Genomic DNA, 16534 nt, shown 5'->3' with positions numbered 1-16534 from the left:
GACCATCATGAGAACTCTCGAACAGAGCACTGTCGCCGTCATCGGAGGCACCTCCGGCATCGGGCTGGAGACCGCCCGCCAGGCCCGCGCGGCCGGCGCGAACGTCGTCGTCACCGGCCGCGACGAGGGCCGCCTGAAGGAGGTCGGTGACGAGCTCGGCGTGACGACCGTCCGGCTGGACCTGGCCGATCTCAGCGGGTTCTTCGACGCGCTGCCCTCACCCCTCGACCACGTGCTGCTCAGCGGTCCCGGCCCGGCCTACGCGCCGATCGCCGACATGGACTTCGACGTCGCCCGCGAGCAGATCGACCAGCACCTGATCGGCGCCCTGCGGGTAGCCCGCGAGACCGCGGCCCGGGCCCGGCCCGGCGGCTCCCTCACGCTGATCACGGGTACGGGCGCCCGCCGCCCCGGTAAAGGCCTGATCCTGGCCGCCATCGGCACCGCGGCGCTGTCGGCCATCACCGCCAACGCCGCCCTCGAGCTGGCGCCGTTGCGGGTGAACGCGGTCGCCGCCGGCTTCGTCGACACACCGCTCTCGGCGCGCCTGCTCGGCGACCAGTTGGACAACCGGCGGGCCGAGCTGCGAGCGAGCCTGCCGATCGGCCGGGTGGTCGGCCCGCAGGACGTGGCCGCGCTGATCCTGCAGCTGATGGCGAACGACGCCCTGACCGGTGCCACGTATGACGTGGACGGCGGCCAGCAGCTCATTCCGTGACGTCGCGGGCCGGCAGTACGTCCCGCAACTGGCGGCGCGAGTCGATGCCGAGCTTGGTGAAGACCTTCCGCAGGTGCCATTCGACCGTACGGGGGGAGAGGAACAGCCGTTCGCCGACCTCCGGGTTGGAGAAGCCGTCCCGGACGAGCAGGGCGATCTGGCGCTCCTGCGGGGTGAGCCCGTTTCCGGGCGCCGCTTCGACCTTACGCCGCCGGACGGTGTCGCCGGTGGCCAGCAGCTCACGCCGCGCCCGCTCGGCGAAGGCCTCCATGCCGATGTCCACCAGCATGTCGTACGCGGTGCGCAGATGCTCGCGCGCCTCGACCCGCCGCCGCTCGCGGCGCAACCACTCGCCGTACGCGAGGTGGGCCCGGGCCAGGTCGGGGCGCATGCGGGTCCGGCTCAGCCGCTCGACGGCCTCGCGGTAGAGGGCGTCGGCGTCCGCACCCTCGGCGAGCAGCGCCCGCGCACGGGCCTCGACGCCGGCGGGAAAGTCGTCGCGGAACGCGTGGGTCGCCTCGATGAGCCGGTCCAGGGCGTCCCGGGCGAGGGCGACCTCGCCGGTGCGGCTGGCCGCCTCGACCAGTTCGGGCAGAACCCAGGCCGAGCTGAACGGATCCCATGTCTGTTCGGCCAGGACGGCGGAACGCACGGCCTCCGGGTACCGGGCCAGGCCGTTGTACAGCACGGCCGCCGCCCAGTAGGCGGTCAAGCGGCCGGATCCGAGGCCGCTCGTCGTGGATTGCTCGACAACCGACGCGACCAGGGCCGAGGTCTCGGCCTCGTGACCCCGGAGGGAGAGGAGCCGCAGCTTGGCGTAGGGCGGCAGGGTGTGCCCGATCGCGGCGGCGACGACGTCGCTCTCCTCGATGGTGTGTGCCGCCTGGTCGAAATCGCCTGACCAGAGAAGCGAGTAGCTCAGCGCCGCGAGGCAGTGCGGCAACAACTGGAGCGCATGCGCATCCCGCACGATCCGCACCTGGCGGGTGTAAACGGCCCGCATGCCCTCGGTGTCCCACAACGCCGCGCTCGCGACGGTCGCGACCCAGCCCAGCCGCAACGGCAGATCCTCGGCCGGTTCGCCGGTGAGCGCGTCGGCCGCCTGCCGCAACTTGTCGGCGGCGGCTGCCCGCCCGTCGGTCGTGAGCGTGGCGTAACCGTCGAGGAGGAGGCCCATCAGGCTGGGTTCGGTCGCAGGTGGAAGGGCGCGGATCGCATTGCCGACGGCGAGGAGGGCGTCACGTTCGTTGACGTTGACGGCCATGCCCCAAGCGGTGAGGTACGTCTCGCGGGCGAGCCGGGGATCGACGGCTTCGAGCTGCCGTGCGGCCTCCATGGTCTCGCGGACGGCACCGGCGCCGCCGCCCGTGGCGAACATGAGCTGGCCGCGCAGGAGGCCGGTTCGGCCCCTCTGCCGGCTGTCGAGCGGCCGGCCGCTCAGCGTGCTCAGCAGGCGGCCGACGTCGTCGAGGTCGCCGGCCTGGAAGCTCATGTCCGCGGCGGCCAGGATCCGGTCGGTGCGCCGAGCCGGATCGGCGGTCAGGGCGACGGAGCGTTTGAGGAAGGCGGCGGCCGCGGCGACGCCGCCGCGCGCCAGTGCGCGCCCGGCCGAACGCTCCAGTTCCTCGGCGACGGCCTCGTCCGGCCCGGCGGCGGCGGAAGCGAGGTGCCAGGCCCGCCGGTCGGGGGCGGTCGTGGGATCGGTGACCTCGGCCAGGGCGAGGTGCACGGCCTGCCGCTCGGCGGCGGTCGCCGCACGGTAGACCGCGGAGCGCACGAGCGGATGCCGGAACGTCACGCGGTGGTCGAACGTCAGCAGCCCGTCGGTGCCGTCGATGTCCAGGCTCACGCCGAGCCGGCCGGCCGCGTCCCGTACCAGCTCCGGGTCGCCCGCCGGCTCGGCCGCGGCGACCAGCAGCAGGGTGCGGACCCGGGCCGGCAGCCCGCGGATCCGGTCGAGGAAGCTCTCCTCGATCTGCCCGGGCAGTGTGCGGGGGTCGAGCAGCCCCAGCCCGCCGGCGATCCGGGTCGTGCTCAGGCCGCGCGGCAGCTCGATCAGGGCGAGCGGGTTGCCGTGCGTCTCGGCGATGATCCTCTCGCGGATGCTCCGGTCGAGCGGCGCCGGGGTGACCGAGTCGAGCAGTTCGTGGGCGTCGGCGTCGGTCAGCGGCGGCACCTCCTGCTCGGGCAGCCCGCGCAGCTCCGGGCCGGGCCGGCGGGCGGCGAACAGGACGGCGATCGACTCCGCCAGCAGCCGGCGGGCGACGAAGCCGAGGACCTGAGCCGAGGCCCGGTCGAGCCACTGGGCGTCGTCGACCAGGCAGAGCAGGGGCTGTTCCTCGGAGGCGACGGAGAGCAGGTCGAGGACGGCCAGGCCGACCAGGAACGGATCGGGCGGGACGCCCTCGCGTATGCGGAAGACGGTCTCCAACGCCTCCCGCCGTGGCGCCCGCAACTGGTGCAGCCGGTCGAGCAACGGCAGCACGAGTTGGTGCAGAGCGGCGAAGGCGAGCTCCATCTCCGACTCGATGCCGACGGCACGCAGCACGCGGAACCCGGCGGCGGCCGTCTCCGCGTGCTGGAGGATGGCCGTCTTGCCGATGCCGGCCGGTCCGCGGAAGACGAGCACGCGGCTCTCGCCTTCGCGCACGGCGGCGACCATCTCCTCGAGGGCGCCGCGCTCGGCGGTTCGGTTGATCATGTGGTGGGCTCACTCTCGGCGCGGGGCAGCACGTCGCGGAGCTGGCGGCGGGAGTCGATGCCGAGCTTGGCGAAGACCTTGCGCAGATGCCATTCAACGGTGCGGGGACTCAGGAACAGCCGCTCGCCGACCTCCGGGTTGGAGAGGCCGTCGCGGACCAGGACGGCGATCTGCCGTTCCTGGCCGGTCAGGTCCCCGCCCAGTGGGGCCGCCGCCGGGCGCGGGCGGACGGTCTCGCCGGTGGCCAGCAGCTCGCGGCGGGCGCGCTCGGCGAACGCGGTCATGCCGATCGCCACGAACATGTCGTACGCCGTGCGCAGCTCCTGGCGGGCCTCGACCCGCCTGCGGCGGCGGCGCAGCCACTCGCCGTAGAGCAGGTGGGCGCGAGCCAGCTCGATGCGCAGCCTGGTGCGGCCCAGGCGTTCGATCGCCTCACGGTAGAGGCCGTCGGCCTCGGCGCCATCGGCGATCAGGGCTTGATTACGGGCCTGCAGGCCCCGCGGGAAGTCACCGCTGAACGGAGCGGTGGTCTCGACCAGCCGCTCCAGGGCGTCACGGGCGACGGCGTCCTCACCACTGCGGCTGGCCGCCTCGATGAGCTCCGGCAGGATCCATGTGGAGTGCCAGGGGTCGTACTTCTCCTCGGCCTCCAAGGCGGCCCGCATCGCCTCCGGGTAGCGGGCCAGACCGTTGTAGAGGATCGCGGCCGACCAGCGGGCAGCGGTCAGCCCGGTGCCGACCCCGGCCCTCGCCGAGGCGCTCATCGTCGCGGTGACCAGGGCGCCGGTCTCCTCCTCACGTCCCTGCAGGGCCCGCAGCCGCATGATGATGTACGGCGGAGGTGCCGTCCGGCGGGTCGCCTCCGAGATGGTCCGGCCCTCCTCGTACGTGGCGGCGGCCTCGTCGAAGTCGCCCGCCCAGAGCAGGGCGTGGCCGAGGGCGATGAGGTTCTCCGGCAGGCTCTGCAACGCCCCCGCCTCGCGTACGAGCCGGACCTGCCGGGCCGCCATCGTGCCCAGGCCCTCCATGTCCCAGACACCGACGAACGCGGCGGTCGAGACCCGTCCCCACCCGATCACCTCGGCCACGGGCATGCCGAGGATGGCGCGGGCTGATCGGTGCAGGGCCGGGGCGGCGGCCGCGCGGCCCTCGACGACCATCCGCGACACAGCGTCGACGATGAGGTCCAGCGGCCCGTCGCCGCCGGGCGGCAGGGCGTCGCGCATGGCCCGCGAGACGCCCAGCAGAAGGTCCCGGTCGGCGGCCACGTTCGCCATCGCCCACGCGTGCAGGAAGGTTTGCCGCGCCAGCCGAGGCTCCGGCCCGGCGAACCGCTCGGCGGCGGTCAGCAGCAATGGGGCCGCGGCGGCCGGCCCGCGGCCGGAGGCGTAGGTGAGCTGGGCGTCCACGACGCCGGCGCGGCCCTCCTCCACCGAGTCCAGGCCTCGGGCCCGCAGGGCGGCCACCAGCCGGCGGGCGTCGTCGAAGGCGCCGGCCCGCAGCGCGGCCTCGGCGGCGGCCAGCATTCGGCCCGTACGCCGCGGCGAGTCGGCGGTGAGAGCCAGCGCGCGCTGGAGGAAAGAGGCCGCCGCGGCCGCGCCGCCGCGCGCCTGGGCCCGGCCGGCCGAGCGCTCCAGCTCGGCCGCGACTTCCTCGTCCGGCCCGTTCGCGGCCGCGGCGAGATGCCACGCCCGCCGGTCCGGGGCGGCCGCGGGGTCGGTGACCTCGGCCAGGGCCCGGTGGACGGCGCGCCGCTGCTCGGCGCCGGCCGCGCGGTACACCGCCGAGCGCACCAGCGGATGCCGGAAGGTGACCCGGTCGCCGATGGTGAGCAGCCCGTCCAACTGGCCGGTGGTGAGGGGGATGCCGAGCCGCTCGGCGGCGCCGCGCACCAGGCCGGGGTCACCGGCCGGTTCGGCGGCCGCCACGAGCAGGAGCAGGCGGGCCGGCGCGGGCAGCCGGCCGACGCGGCCGAGGAAGCTCTCCTCGATCTGGCCGGGCAGCGTCTCGGCGCCCAGCATGCCCAGCCCACCGGCCAGCTGGACCGTGGAGAGCCCGCGCGGCAGCTCGATGAGGGCGAGCGGGTTGCCGTGGGTCTCGGCCACGATACGGTCGCGGACATCGCGGTCGAGCGGCACGTGGGTGACCGAGCCGAGCAGGGCGCCCGCGTCGGCCGCGCTCAGGCCGGTGACTTCCAGCTCGGGCAGACCACGCAACTCCGGCCCGGGAACGCGGGCCGAGAACAGCAGCAGGATCGACTCGGCCAGCAGCCGCCGGGCCACGAAGCCGAGCACCTGGGCCGACGCCTGGTCGAGCCATTGTCCGTCGTCGACCAGGCAGAGCAGGGGGCCGCGCTCCGAGGTGTCCGACAGCAGGTTCAGAACGGCCACGCCGACCAGGAACGGGTCGGGCGCCACGCCCTCGCGCATCCGGAAGACGATCTCGAGCGCGTCGCGGCGGGGCCCGGTCAGCGCCGGCAGGCCGTCGAGCAGAGGGAGCAGGAGCTGGTGCAGGGCCGCGAACGGCAGCTCCATCTCGGACTCGATGCCGGTCGCGCGCACGACCCGCAGCCCGGGCGCCGTGCGCGTCGCGTACTCCAGGAGGGCGGACTTGCCGATCCCGGCGGGGCCGCGCAGGACCAGCACCCGGCTCTCACCGGCGCCGGCCGCCTTGACCATCTCGTCGATGGTGGCGCGCTCCGTCTCGCGACCGACGAGCCGGCTACTGGTCATACGGTGACCTCGTTCTGTGTGCGGGGAAGGGTGTCGCGCAGCTGCCGGCGCGAGGCGACACCGAGTTTGGTGAAGACCTTGCGCAGGTGCCATTCGACGGTGCGGGGGCTCAGGAACAGCCGGGTGCCGATCTCCGGGTTGGAGAAGCCGTCGCGCACGAGCATCGCGATCTGGCGCTCCTGAGTCGTCAGTTCATCGCTCACCGGCATCTCGGCCCGCTGCCTGCGCACGGCCGTCCCCGCGCCCAGCAGCTCGCGGCGGGCGCGCTCGGCGAACGCCTCCATGCCGGTCGACCGGAACATCTCGTACGCCGTGGTGAGGTTGTCGCGGGCCTCGGCGACGCGCTGCTCGCGGCGCAGCCACTCGCCGTAGAGAAGGTGGGCGCGGGCCAGCTCCGGCCGCAGCGGGGTGTGGCTGAGCCGGTCGATCGCGTCGAGATGGAGCTCGTCGCCGCCGTCCAGCAACGCCCGCGACCGGGACAGGACGCCCTGTGCCCAGTCGGTGTCGCAGGGGGCGGCGGCCTCGGTCAGGCGGTCGAGCGCCTCGCGGGCCGCTTTCTCGTCTCCGGTGCGGGTGGCGGCCTCGATGAGCTCGGGCAGCGCCCAGACCGAGACCCACAGCTCGGCGATCTCGGTGCTGGCCCGGGCCGCGGCCATCGCCCGTTCGTAGTCGCCGAGTCCGTTGTGGAGCACGGCCGACGCCCACTGCGCGACTGTCACACCCATCAGCTGGCCGCTCGCGCCGGCGTCGCGAACCGTCGCGTCGATCAGCTCCAGGGCCTCTTCCTTATGCCCTTGCAGGGCGGTCATCCGGAGCCGGACGTACGGGGCCAGGGGCACCCCGGTCGCGGCGGCGACGGTATCCGCCTCGTCGGCGATGGTCGCGGAGCCGGCGAAGTCACCGGTCCAGGTGGTCGCGGTGCCGAGCGAGGAGAGGCAGAACGGCAGCTCGGCCAGGGCGCCGGCGGCCCGGATCACGTCGGCCGACCGCTCGTAGATCGCACGCATGGCCTGGTCGTCCCAGACCGCCGAGCTGACCCCGTTGGCCACCCAGCCCCACTTGAGCACGTCGGCCACGGGCAGCTCCAGCAGGCCGGGCAGGGCTCGCTGGAGCACCGGGACCGCGGCCCCGCGCCCGTCGGTGACCAGCAGCGCGCAGCCGCGCGACACGAGGTCGAGCACATGCTGCTCGCCGTCGCGCGGAGGCAGAGCCTTGATCGCCTGGGAGATCGCCATGAGGCTGTCGGCGTCGGCCGCGAGCAGCGCGGTCGCGCCCCAGGCGACCAGGTACGTCTCGCGGGCGAGGTCCATGTCGAACGGCTCGAGTCGGCGGGCGGCGGCCAGCAGCAGCGGCGGCGCCTCCTGGTTGAGACCCGCGGCGAAGGCGACCTGACTGCGTACGAGATGAGCCTTTGCCCTCTGCGGCTCCGAGCGCGCCTCGCGCTCGGCGATGCCCGCGTAGCGGCGGGCGGCCTCCAGGTCGCCGGCCTGGAGGGTGGCGCCGGCGGCGGTGACCGCGCGGTCGGCCCGCAGACCGGCATCGTTGGTGAGCGCGACGGCCCGCTGCAACAGGGTGGCCGCGGCGGCGAGCCCGCCACGGGCCTGCGCGCGCACCGCCGAGCTTTCGAGCTCGGCCGCGACGGTCTCGTCCGGGCCCGCGGCGGCCGCCGCCAGATGCCAGGCCCGGCGGTCGGGATCGGTCGCGGCGTCGGTCACCTCGGCCAGGGCCAGATGTACGGCACGGCGGTCGTCCATGCCGGCGGCCTGATAGACGGCCGATCGCACCAGCGGATGGCGGAAGGTCGCCCGCTCCTCGATCGTCAGCAGCCCGTCGGTGCCGTCGCTGAGAGCGCTCCCAACGGCAATGCCGAGCCGCTCGGCGGCCCGCCACACCAGCACCGGGTCGCCGACCGGCTCGGCCGCGGCGATCAGCAGCAGCGACCGGGTCGGCGCGGGCAGGCCGCTCACCCGGGCCAGGAAGCTCTCCTCGATGCGCTGGGGCAGAGCCGCGGCGCTGATCAGCCCGAAGCCGCCGGCCATCTCGGTGCGGCTCAGCCCGTGCGGCAGCTCGAGCAGGGCCAGCGGGTTGCCGCGGGTCTCGGCCACGATGCGGTCGCGGACGTGCTGGTCCAGGCCGAACGGGGTGACCGTGTCGAGCAGGGCGTGCGAGTCGGCGTCCCGCAGCCCCTGAACCTCCAGATCGGGCAGCCCGAGCAGCACCGGCCCGCGCTGCCGCGCGCCCAGGAGCAGGGCGACCGGCTCGGCCAGCAGCCGCCGCGCGACGAAGCCGACGACCTGGGCCGACGCCTGGTCCATCCAGTGGGCGTCGTCGAGCAGGCAGAGCAGAGGCTGCGCCTCGCTCGCCTCGGACAGCAGGTTGAGCACGGCCAGCCCGACCAGGAACCGCTCCGGCGGCGTGCCGGCGCGCAGCCCGAAGACCGTCTCGAGCGCCTCCCGTTGCAGGGCGGGCAGCCGACGGGCGTGGTCCTCGCCGAGCAGCGGCGCGCAGAGCTGGTGCAGCGTCGCGTACGGCAACTCCATCTCGGACTCGACGCCGGCCGCGCGCAGCACCCGCAGACCGGTCGCCTGCCGCTCCGCGTGCCGCAGCAGCGCCGACTTGCCGACCCCGGGCACGCCGTGCAGCACGAGGACGTGGCTCTCCCCGTCGCGGGCCGCCTTGATCGCCCGGTCGAGGGCGGCACACTCCGCCCGCCGCCCCACGAGCGGCCCGGCTGCTCCGTACCGCCTTTGCCGCACTAGCTCCCCCCGGGCTGAGCAGGCCGAACGCGATGACGCACCAGTCTTGACCATCCGCCGAGCCGGGGCCTATGACCTACATCACGGTTTCAGGGCCCGAAAGTGACGTGCAGGACGACGGCGTCGTCGATGGCCGGGCCGTCGTGGGGGATCCGGCCGAGCAGGGTCTCGGCCAGGCCGGCGCCGGTCTCACGGGCGACCGTGACGGCCAGGCGGTCGAGGCCGGCGAGCAGGGGCTCGGTACGGCGTTCCACGAGCCCGTCGGTGTAGAGGATCAGGTGGGCACCGGGCGGAACGTCGCGTTCGGCGTGCGGGCGGGGGCCGGGCTCGACGGCCAGCGGCATGGAGCGGCCCTCCCAGAGGAACTCGCCGCCGCCGGCGGTGACCAGCAGGGGCGGTGGGTGCCCGGCGCAGGCGTAGCGGAGCCGCCGCGTGGCGGGGTGGTAGTCGGCGTAGGCCACCGTGCACATGTGCGCGCCGTCGATGACCTCGCTGGCCCGGTCCAGGCCGGCCAGCACCTCGGCCGGGCCGGCGGCGGTCTGTGCCAGCAGGCGCAGGGTGGACTGGAGGCGGGCCATGGCCGCCGCGGCGGCCAGGTTGTGGCCGACCACGTCGCCGACGGCGAAGCCGACGCGGTCGCCGGGGACGTCGAACACGTCGTACCAGTCGCCACCGACGTGGTGGGTCAGGTCGGCCGGGCGGTAGCCGGCGCTCACCGTCATGCCGGGCCGCGCCGGGGGGACGGCGGGCAGCAGGGCCTGCTGCAACTGGTGGGCGGCGCCGACCGCCCGGTCGCGCTCGGTCACTCCGACCGTGAGGAAGCAGGCGCCCAGGACGGCCACCGCCAGGAACAGCTGAAGGGTGGCCGTCTTGAGCTCGAGCGGGCCGTCGAGGGCCGCCCACGGGCCCCGGCCGGCCCCGGTCAGGGCGTTGGCGGTGACGGTCATGGCCAGGCCGGACGTCATCGTCACGGCCAGCGGCTGGGTGAAGCCGAGCCCGAACAGCAGCGGGATCGGCAGGTAGAACAGCGGCAGATGCTGGGGCCAGAAGCCGGCCGCGGTGACGGCCACGGTGACCAGGACGGCCGGCACGCACCGGGTCAGCAGCGACCGCCGCCAGGCCAGAACGGTGCCGGCGACGGTCAGGGCGCCGGTGGCGTCGCCGGCCCAGAACGGCAGGAACGAGGAGAACCAGCCCCGGTCCTGGGCGAGAGCGATGGTGGTGCCGCCGATCAGGGCGCCCACGGCCGGGCCGGCGACCACACCGAAGGCCAGGAAGGCCAGCAGGTGCCGGCGCTGCGCCAGGTCGACGCGCCCGGGCACGGCCCGGCGCAGCAGCAACGCGCCGACCAGGGGTTCCATCGTGTTGGCGGCGGCGAAGCCCAGGGCGTACACCGGATCGAGGTCGTGCCCGACGTCGATGAACAGCTCGAGGGCCGCGACGAGGGCGAGGATCCACGGCCAGTCGCGGCGCGGGCTCAGCAGCAGGGCCGACAGGGTGACACCGGCGGGGAGGAAGAGCACCACGATCGAGTCGGCGTCGAAGACGACGAACGCCAGCTGAGCGCCGATCGTGTACGCGACGGCGACGGTCAGCAGCAGGCGGAGCCGCGTCATGAGAACAGAGAAAGCACGCCCGTGATCTCCAGAGTGGTCCGGGCGATGCCGTGGACGTTCACCAGCTCGATCTTCGCGCCCTGAGCGACCGCGGCCGCGCGGGCCCGGATCAGCGCCTCGATGCCCGTCGAGTCGCAGAACGCGACGCCGTCCATGTCGACGAGCACCCGGGCCGGCCGGGTCTCGACCAGCGCCTGCTCGATGAACGAGCGGACCTCGTCGCTGCTGGCCAGGTCGAGCTCGCCGGTGAGCGCGACCCGGACCGCGTCACCGTCCCGCCGTCTGACGATCTTCACGTCGCGTTCTCCTGCCACGGTCCGGCCTCGGCCGGGCGGAACTCGACGTGGACGCGCTTGCCGTCGCCCTCGTCCGCCACATACCACCGATCGGTCAGCGCGTCGAGCAGCAGCAGTCCGCGCCCGCCGCGGTCGTCCGGCTCACGGCGCCGGGGGACGACCGCCGAGGCGTCGGCGACCGACAGGGTCACCCGCGCGGCGTACGCGTCGACGGCGACCGCGATGAGATGGCCGCCACCGTGCTGCACCGCGTTCGTGACCACCTCGCTCACGACGACGGCGACCGCGTCGAGCCAGCCGCCGTCGCCGAAACCCCACTCGCGCAGGCACGTCACGACACGGTGACGCGCGTCGCCGGGTGCCTGAGGGCCCGCTTCCACGTCGAACCTCAGGCTGCGCTGAGCCATGGGTCAGGACGCTACCTCAGATCGACGGGGTTCGGTGTCACCCAGATCGCCGTATCGGCCGGCAGCGCCACGATTCCGTTGCTCTCCACGACGCCGGCACGGTCCGAGGCGAGAAGCACCCGCCGCGCGGGCACGAAGGCGGTCGACGAGCTCATGTTGATCCAGCAGGTGACCGGGTCGGGGTCGCCGTCGCGGGCCACCAGGTCGATCCGGACGACGTCGCCGACGCGCGACACCGCGGCCAGCCCGGAGCCCAGCGCCGGATAGAGCGACCGCATCGAGATGGCCTGCCGGTAGAGCGACAGCGCCGAGGACGGGTCGGCCGCCTGGCGGTTCACGGCGTGCTCCCGCCAGCCGTCCGGGATCGGCAGCCACGGCTCGGCGCTGCCCGCCGCGGAGAAGCCGGCCCGGGCGTCGTGGTCGTCCCACGGCATCGGCACCCGGCAGCCGTCGCGGCCGGCCCGCTTGCCGCCGGAGCGGAAGAAGATGGGGTCCCGCTTGGCGGCGTCGGGGACCTCGGCCTCGGGCAGGCCCAGCTCCTCGCCCGCGTAGAGATAGGCCGAGCCCGGAAGCGCGAGCATCAGCAGCGCCGCGGCGCGGGCCCGGCGCTCCGAGCCGTACCGGGTGACCTGCCGCGCCTTGTCGTGGTTGCCGAGCACCCAGGGCGCCGGCGCGCCGACCGACTCGAAGACCGCGAGCGCCTCGGCGATCGTGTCGGCGAAGGCGGACGCGTCCCACTTGCTCTTGAGCAGCCGGAACTGGAAGGCGTGCTGGAGCTCGTCGGGCCGCGCGTACAGCCCGACCTGGTTCAGATCGGCCAGGGAGACCTCGCCGACCAGCATCCGCCCGTTCTCGTACGAGTCGCCGACCGCACGCCAGCGACGCCAGATCTCGTGGATCCGCGGCTGGTTGGTGGTCATGACCTGCTCGGGCCCGTGCCCGAACAGGGTGGGGGAGTAGACGCCCGGGTTGTCGCGGTACTCCGGGTCCTTGAACAGGCCGTACGCGACGTCGACCCGGAACCCGTCGACACCCAGGTCGTACCAGAACCGCAACGTGTCGTCGAAGTCCGCCGCGACCTCCGGGTTGTCCCAGTTCAGGTCCGGCTGCTCGGGCGTGAACAGGTGCAGGTACCAGCGGCCGTCGGGCGTACGGGACCAGGCCGGCCCGCCGAACATGCTCTGCCAGTTGTTGGGCGGCTCCTCGCTCGGCGGCAGGAAGTGGTAGCGCCTCGCCTCCGGGCTGTCCGGGTCGGCCAGCGCCGTGCGGAACCAGGCGTGCTGGTCGCTGGTGTGGTTGGGGACGATGTCGAGCAGCACCTTCAGGCCGAGGCCGTGCGCGTCCTCGACGAGACCGCGGACCTCCTCGACGTCGCCGTAGACCGGGTCGACGGCCTTGTAGTCGATGACGTCGTAGCCGCCGTCGGCCCCGCCCGACGGGTAGTGCGGGGTCACCCACACCGCGTCGACGCCGAGCGACTTCAGATAGCCGAGCCGCGAGCGCAGGCCCGCGAAATCGCCGATCCCGTCGCCGTTCCCGTCGGCGAACGACCGCAGGTAGACCTGGTAGACGACGGCGTCGCGCCACCAGGCATCCCGCGTTCCGGCGGCCTGGGTGTCGCGGGGGTGGAGGATCGGCTCTGCTGACATGCCCGGCCTGATCGGCCGGGAGGCGGCGGCCCGGCAGGGTCGCACCGGACCGCAACCCAGTTGCAGCCAGTCGCCTTACATATGCCTCGGTGCTTACGCGGCCGCGGCTTCCTTGATGAGCTCGACCAGCTGGGCCGCCTCGGGGATGGCCACGGTGTGCGAGCCGCCGGCCAGCTCGACGGTCCGCTTGGAGCCGGCGCGCTCGGCCATGAAGCGGTGCGCGGCGACCGGGATGTTGAGATCGTCGCTGCCGAACAGGAACCAGGACGGGATCGTCTTCCAGGCGGCCTGGGCCGACTTCTCGCCCAGGGCGGCGTCGGTGATGGGACGCTGGGTCACGGCCCAGACGGCGGCGTCCTCGGCCGGGGAGTCGGCGGCGAACTGGTGGTGGTACAGGTCCTGCTTGATGTAGAGGTCGGTGCCGCCGCCGGGCAGGGCGACCGGGTTCAGGGTCTCGCCCAGCGAGCTGCCCGGGTACTTGCCGGCGAGGTCGCCGGCGCTCTCGCCCGCGTCCGGGGCGAACGCGCCGACGTACACCAGAGCCTTGATGTTGGGGTTGCCCTCGGCGGCGTTGGTGATGACCATGCCGCCGTAGGAGTGGCCGACCAGCACGACGTCGCCGGAGACGGAGGCGAGGGTGGCCTTGAGATATCCGGCGTCGTTGCTGACGCCGCGCAGCGGGTTGGCCAGGGCGATCGCCGGGAAGCCGGCCTCGCGCAGCCCCTCGATGACGCCGTTCCAGCTCGCCGACTCGGCGAACGCGCCGTGCACCAGCACGATGGTGGGCTTGCTCATGTTTCCCCCAGATGAAGAGCTCGTTGAACGACCTCTCGATCCTGCGGGCGCGGGGGAGCCGGGGCATCCGTCGGTTGACTGAGAGAACTCAGCCGAGCGGGATCGCCCGCAGGGCATTCGTGAGGTAACGGACGAGCCGGTGGGGAGCCATGACGGCGAGCGGGCCGACGGGGGCCCGCGATCGACCGGGCACAATGAGCGTGTGACCGAGGACATGTGGCTCGCCCGGGCTCTCGACGGCGAGGCCGAATGGGGCGAGGCGGTGCGGGAAGTGGCCGAGCGGGAGGCCTTCGGCTGGGCCGTCGCCCGCCTCGCGGACCCGGACATGCTCGTACGGCGGTTCGCGGCCGGCGTCGTGGAGGAGCTCAGCTTCGACCCGAAGCCGTCGCCGGCCGAGGCGATCGCGGCGTTGACGGAACGCCTCGACGCGGAAGGGGACGGCTGCGCGCTTGCGAGCGTCGTGATCGCGTACACCCAATATCATCATCCGCACGCGCGGCCGGAGCTGAAGAAGTTGGCGGGTCATCGCGACCCGCGCGTGCGGGCGGCGGTGGCCGACGGCGTCGGCGAGCCCGAGACGTTGCTGGCGCTGGCCGGCGACCCCGACGGCGATGTCCGCGCCACCGCCCTGGCCTGGCTGTTCCGCCTCTACGACTTCGCGCCCGCGATCGCCGCGGCGTTCGCCGCCCACCGGGACGACGACAACCTGGACGCCCGCATTCCGTCGCTGGCCGGGCTGGCCCGGGCCGGCGACGACACGGCCCTCGCCGAGCTGCTGGAGCTCGCCGGGGGCCGCGACGACGTGCCCGCCTACTGGCGGTACGACGAGGTCGTCCTGTGGCGGAAGCACACGGGTCAATCGAAGGTCGTGCCCTCGGCCGCCTTGGCCAGCAGCAGGGGCGGCGGGTCGAAGCGGTCGCCGTAGCGGCCGGCCAGCTGCCGCGCCCGCGCGACGAAGCCGGCCAGCCCGCCCTCGTACTGGTTGATGTACTGCAGGACGCCGCCGGTCCAGCCCGGATAGCCGATGCCGAGGATCGAGCCGATGTTGGCCTCGGCCACCGAGGTGAGCACGCCCTCGTCGAGGCACTTCACCGTCTCGATGGCCTCGATGAAGAGCATGCGCTCCTTCAGATCGTCGAACGGCGGGCGGGCCGTGCCGCCGAAGGCCGACAGGCCCGGCCAGAGCCGGACCCGGCGCCCGTCCGCGTATTCGTAGAAGCCGGCGCCGGACGACCGGCCCGGCCGCCCGAACTCGTCGATCATCCGATCGATGACGGCGTCGGCCGGGTGCGGGGTGCCGGCCCCGGCGGCCAGCGCCTCCTCCCGGATCTTGCGGGGGAGGGTGAGGGTCAGCTCGTCCATCAGCGCCAGCACGGGCGCGGGATAGCCGGCCTGGCTCGACGCCTGCTCGATGCTGGCCGGGGGAACGCCCTCGGCCAGCATCGCCACCCCTTCGTTGGTGAACGTGCCGATGACCCGGCTGGTGAAGAAGCCGCGGCTGTCGTTGACCACGATCGGCGTCTTGCGCAGCAGGCGTACCACCGCCAGGGCCCGTCCCAGAGCCTCGTCGCTCGTCCTCTCGCCGCGGATCACCTCGACCAGCGGCATCTTCGGCACCGGGGAGAAGAAGTGCAGCCCGATGAAGTCGGCGTCGCGGCGCACACCCTCGGCGAGCATCGTGATGGGCAGGGTGGACGTGTTGGAGCAGAGCAGCGCGTCCGGGGCGACGACGCCCTCGATCTCGGCGAAGACCTTGTGCTTGAGGGCGGGGTCCTCGAAGACCGCCTCGATGACCAGGTCGGCCCCGGCCAGGTCGGCGACGTCGGCGGTCGGGGTGATCAGATCGGACGCGTGCTCGGCCGCCCGCTCGTAGTCGACGTCGCGGAGCACGACCGGCACGCCGGCCCGGGCGAGCACCTGGGCGATGCCGGCGCCCATCATGCCCGCGCCGAGCACGGCCGCCTTGCGGGGCTTGGGGAAGGAGCCGCTGTCACGCGCGTTCGCGGCGTTCCGGTCGAAGAAGAAGGCCTTGATCATGTTCTTGGCGACCGGCCCGGTCACGAGGCCCGCGAAATAGCGGCTCTCGATGACGAACGCGGTGTCCACATCGACCTGGGTGCTCTCGACCGCGGCGGCGAGGATGTGCCGCGGCGCCGGATAGGGCGCGCCCTTCAGCTGCCGGCGCAGGACGGCCGGGAGGGCCGGCAGAGTCCGGCGGTCCACCTTGACGGTGTCCCACGGCTGCGTGGCGCCCGGGTTGGCCCGGATCCACTCCCGGGCCGCGCTCATCAGCTCCTCCGGCGTCGCCACGATCTGGTCGAGCAGGCCGATCTCCAGAGCGGCCCGCGCCTTGTGACGGGTTCCTTTCAGCAGTACGTGGGTGAGCGCCTCGGCCAGACCGAGCAGCCGCACGGTCCGCACGACCCCGCCGCCGGCCGGGAGCAGGCCGAGAGTGACCTCCGGGCAGCCGAGCTGGGCGTCCGGTAGCGCGACGCGCCGGTGGCAGGCCAGGGCGATCTCCAGGCCGCCGCCGAGCGCGGCCCCGTTGATGGCGGCCACCACCGGCCGCCCGAGCAGTTCCAGCCGCCGCAGTTGCGCCTTCACGAGGGTGGCCCGGTCGAAGGCCGCCTGAGCGCTGTCGTACGCCCGCAGGCTGTCCAGGTCGCCGCCGGCGAACCACGACTTCTTGGCCGACGCGAGGATGACGCCGCTGATGTCGTCGCGCTCGCGCTCCAGGCGGGAGACCGCCTCCTCCATGGCCCGGACGTACGCCTCGTTCATCGTGTTCACGGCCCGGCCCGGGTCGTCGAACGTGAGCACGACGATGCCGTCCTCTTCGCGCTGATAGTCGATGGCCATGCGCA

General features: G+C 73.7%; 11 protein-coding genes. 2 read left to right on the top strand and 9 right to left on the bottom strand.

The features are described 5' to 3' along the window. Positions 1-7: 7 nt before the first annotated feature. Entirely contained in the window at positions 8-718 is a 711-nt protein-coding gene (locus ACFY36_RS40205) for an SDR family oxidoreductase (RefSeq protein WP_499751157.1), read from the top strand. Here the strand turns inward: ACFY36_RS40205 and ACFY36_RS40200 are convergent. The 8 genes from ACFY36_RS40200 to ACFY36_RS40165 all read right to left on the bottom strand — a co-directional run bounded on the left by ACFY36_RS40200 (position 708) and on the right by ACFY36_RS40165 (position 13670). After that, a complete protein-coding gene (locus ACFY36_RS40200) occupies positions 708-3419 on the bottom strand; it encodes an ATP-binding protein (RefSeq protein ID WP_499751156.1) in 2712 nt (903 codons plus the stop codon). The genes ACFY36_RS40205 and ACFY36_RS40200 overlap by 11 nt on opposite strands. Next, positions 3416-6151, bottom strand: a complete 2736-nt coding sequence (locus ACFY36_RS40195; RefSeq protein ID WP_499751155.1) for a helix-turn-helix transcriptional regulator — start codon at positions 6149-6151, stop codon at positions 3416-3418. The genes ACFY36_RS40200 and ACFY36_RS40195 overlap by 4 nt, the downstream gene beginning before the upstream one ends. Next, on the bottom strand, positions 6148-8871 hold the full coding sequence (locus tag ACFY36_RS40190; RefSeq protein WP_499751154.1) for a helix-turn-helix transcriptional regulator: 2724 nt from the start codon (positions 8869-8871) through the stop codon (positions 6148-6150). The genes ACFY36_RS40195 and ACFY36_RS40190 overlap by 4 nt, the downstream gene beginning before the upstream one ends. A gap of 125 nt (positions 8872-8996) precedes the next feature. Beyond that, complete coding sequence (locus ACFY36_RS40185; RefSeq protein WP_499751153.1) at positions 8997-10523, bottom strand: PP2C family protein-serine/threonine phosphatase; 1527 nt, start codon at positions 10521-10523, stop codon at positions 8997-8999. Continuing rightward, entirely contained in the window at positions 10520-10819 is a 300-nt protein-coding gene (locus ACFY36_RS40180; RefSeq protein WP_499751152.1) for an STAS domain-containing protein, read from the bottom strand. The genes ACFY36_RS40185 and ACFY36_RS40180 overlap by 4 nt, the downstream gene beginning before the upstream one ends. Further along, positions 10816-11226, bottom strand: a complete 411-nt coding sequence (locus tag ACFY36_RS40175) for an ATP-binding protein (RefSeq protein ID WP_499751151.1) — start codon at positions 11224-11226, stop codon at positions 10816-10818. Before ACFY36_RS40175 ends, ACFY36_RS40180 begins: the two co-directional genes overlap by 4 nt. Positions 11227-11237: 11 nt before the next feature. Beyond that, positions 11238-12875, bottom strand: coding sequence for a glycoside hydrolase family 13 protein (locus ACFY36_RS40170; RefSeq protein WP_499751150.1), 1638 nt, complete (start codon positions 12873-12875; stop codon positions 11238-11240). Between the two features lie 93 nt (positions 12876-12968). Continuing rightward, entirely contained in the window at positions 12969-13670 is a 702-nt protein-coding gene (locus ACFY36_RS40165) for an alpha/beta fold hydrolase (RefSeq protein WP_499751149.1), read from the bottom strand. A gap of 202 nt (positions 13671-13872) precedes the next feature. Here ACFY36_RS40165 and ACFY36_RS40160 point away from each other — a divergent pair, with 202 nt between their 5' ends. Further along, the gene (locus ACFY36_RS40160) at positions 13873-14595 is read left to right on the top strand and encodes a HEAT repeat domain-containing protein (RefSeq protein ID WP_499751148.1); all 723 of its coding nucleotides are present in this window, start codon (positions 13873-13875) and stop codon (positions 14593-14595) included. On the opposite strand, the gene ACFY36_RS40155 is transcribed toward ACFY36_RS40160, so the two are convergent. Next, on the bottom strand, positions 14526-16529 hold the full coding sequence (locus ACFY36_RS40155) for a 3-hydroxyacyl-CoA dehydrogenase NAD-binding domain-containing protein (protein ID WP_499751147.1): 2004 nt from the start codon (positions 16527-16529) through the stop codon (positions 14526-14528). The genes ACFY36_RS40160 and ACFY36_RS40155 overlap by 70 nt on opposite strands. Positions 16530-16534: the final 5 nt, after the last annotated feature.

Source organism: Actinoplanes sp. NPDC000266 (assembly GCF_042899005.1).
Classification (GTDB): domain Bacteria; phylum Actinomycetota; class Actinomycetes; order Mycobacteriales; family Micromonosporaceae; genus Actinoplanes.
This window is presented reverse-complemented; position numbering and strand designations above follow the sequence as displayed.

Bases quoted from the DNA above. Each gene is read 5' to 3' on its own strand.
- ACFY36_RS40185 (WP_499751153.1), bottom strand. From the start codon at position 10,523: ATGACGCGGCTCCGCCTGCTGCTGACCGTCGCCGTCGCGTACACGATC.
- ACFY36_RS40200 (WP_499751156.1), bottom strand. From the start codon at position 3,419: ATGATCAACCGAACCGCCGAGCGCGGCGCCCTCGAGGAGATGGTCGCC.
- ACFY36_RS40155 (WP_499751147.1), bottom strand. From the start codon at position 16,529: ATGGCCATCGACTATCAGCGCGAAGAGGACGGCATCGTCGTGCTCACG.
- ACFY36_RS40170 (WP_499751150.1), bottom strand. From the start codon at position 12,875: ATGTCAGCAGAGCCGATCCTCCACCCCCGCGACACCCAGGCCGCCGGA.
- ACFY36_RS40205 (WP_499751157.1), top strand. From the start codon at position 8: ATGAGAACTCTCGAACAGAGCACTGTCGCCGTCATCGGAGGCACCTCC.
- ACFY36_RS40165 (WP_499751149.1), bottom strand. From the start codon at position 13,670: ATGAGCAAGCCCACCATCGTGCTGGTGCACGGCGCGTTCGCCGAGTCG.
- ACFY36_RS40175 (WP_499751151.1), bottom strand. From the start codon at position 11,226: ATGGCTCAGCGCAGCCTGAGGTTCGACGTGGAAGCGGGCCCTCAGGCA.
- ACFY36_RS40195 (WP_499751155.1), bottom strand. From the start codon at position 6,151: ATGACCAGTAGCCGGCTCGTCGGTCGCGAGACGGAGCGCGCCACCATC.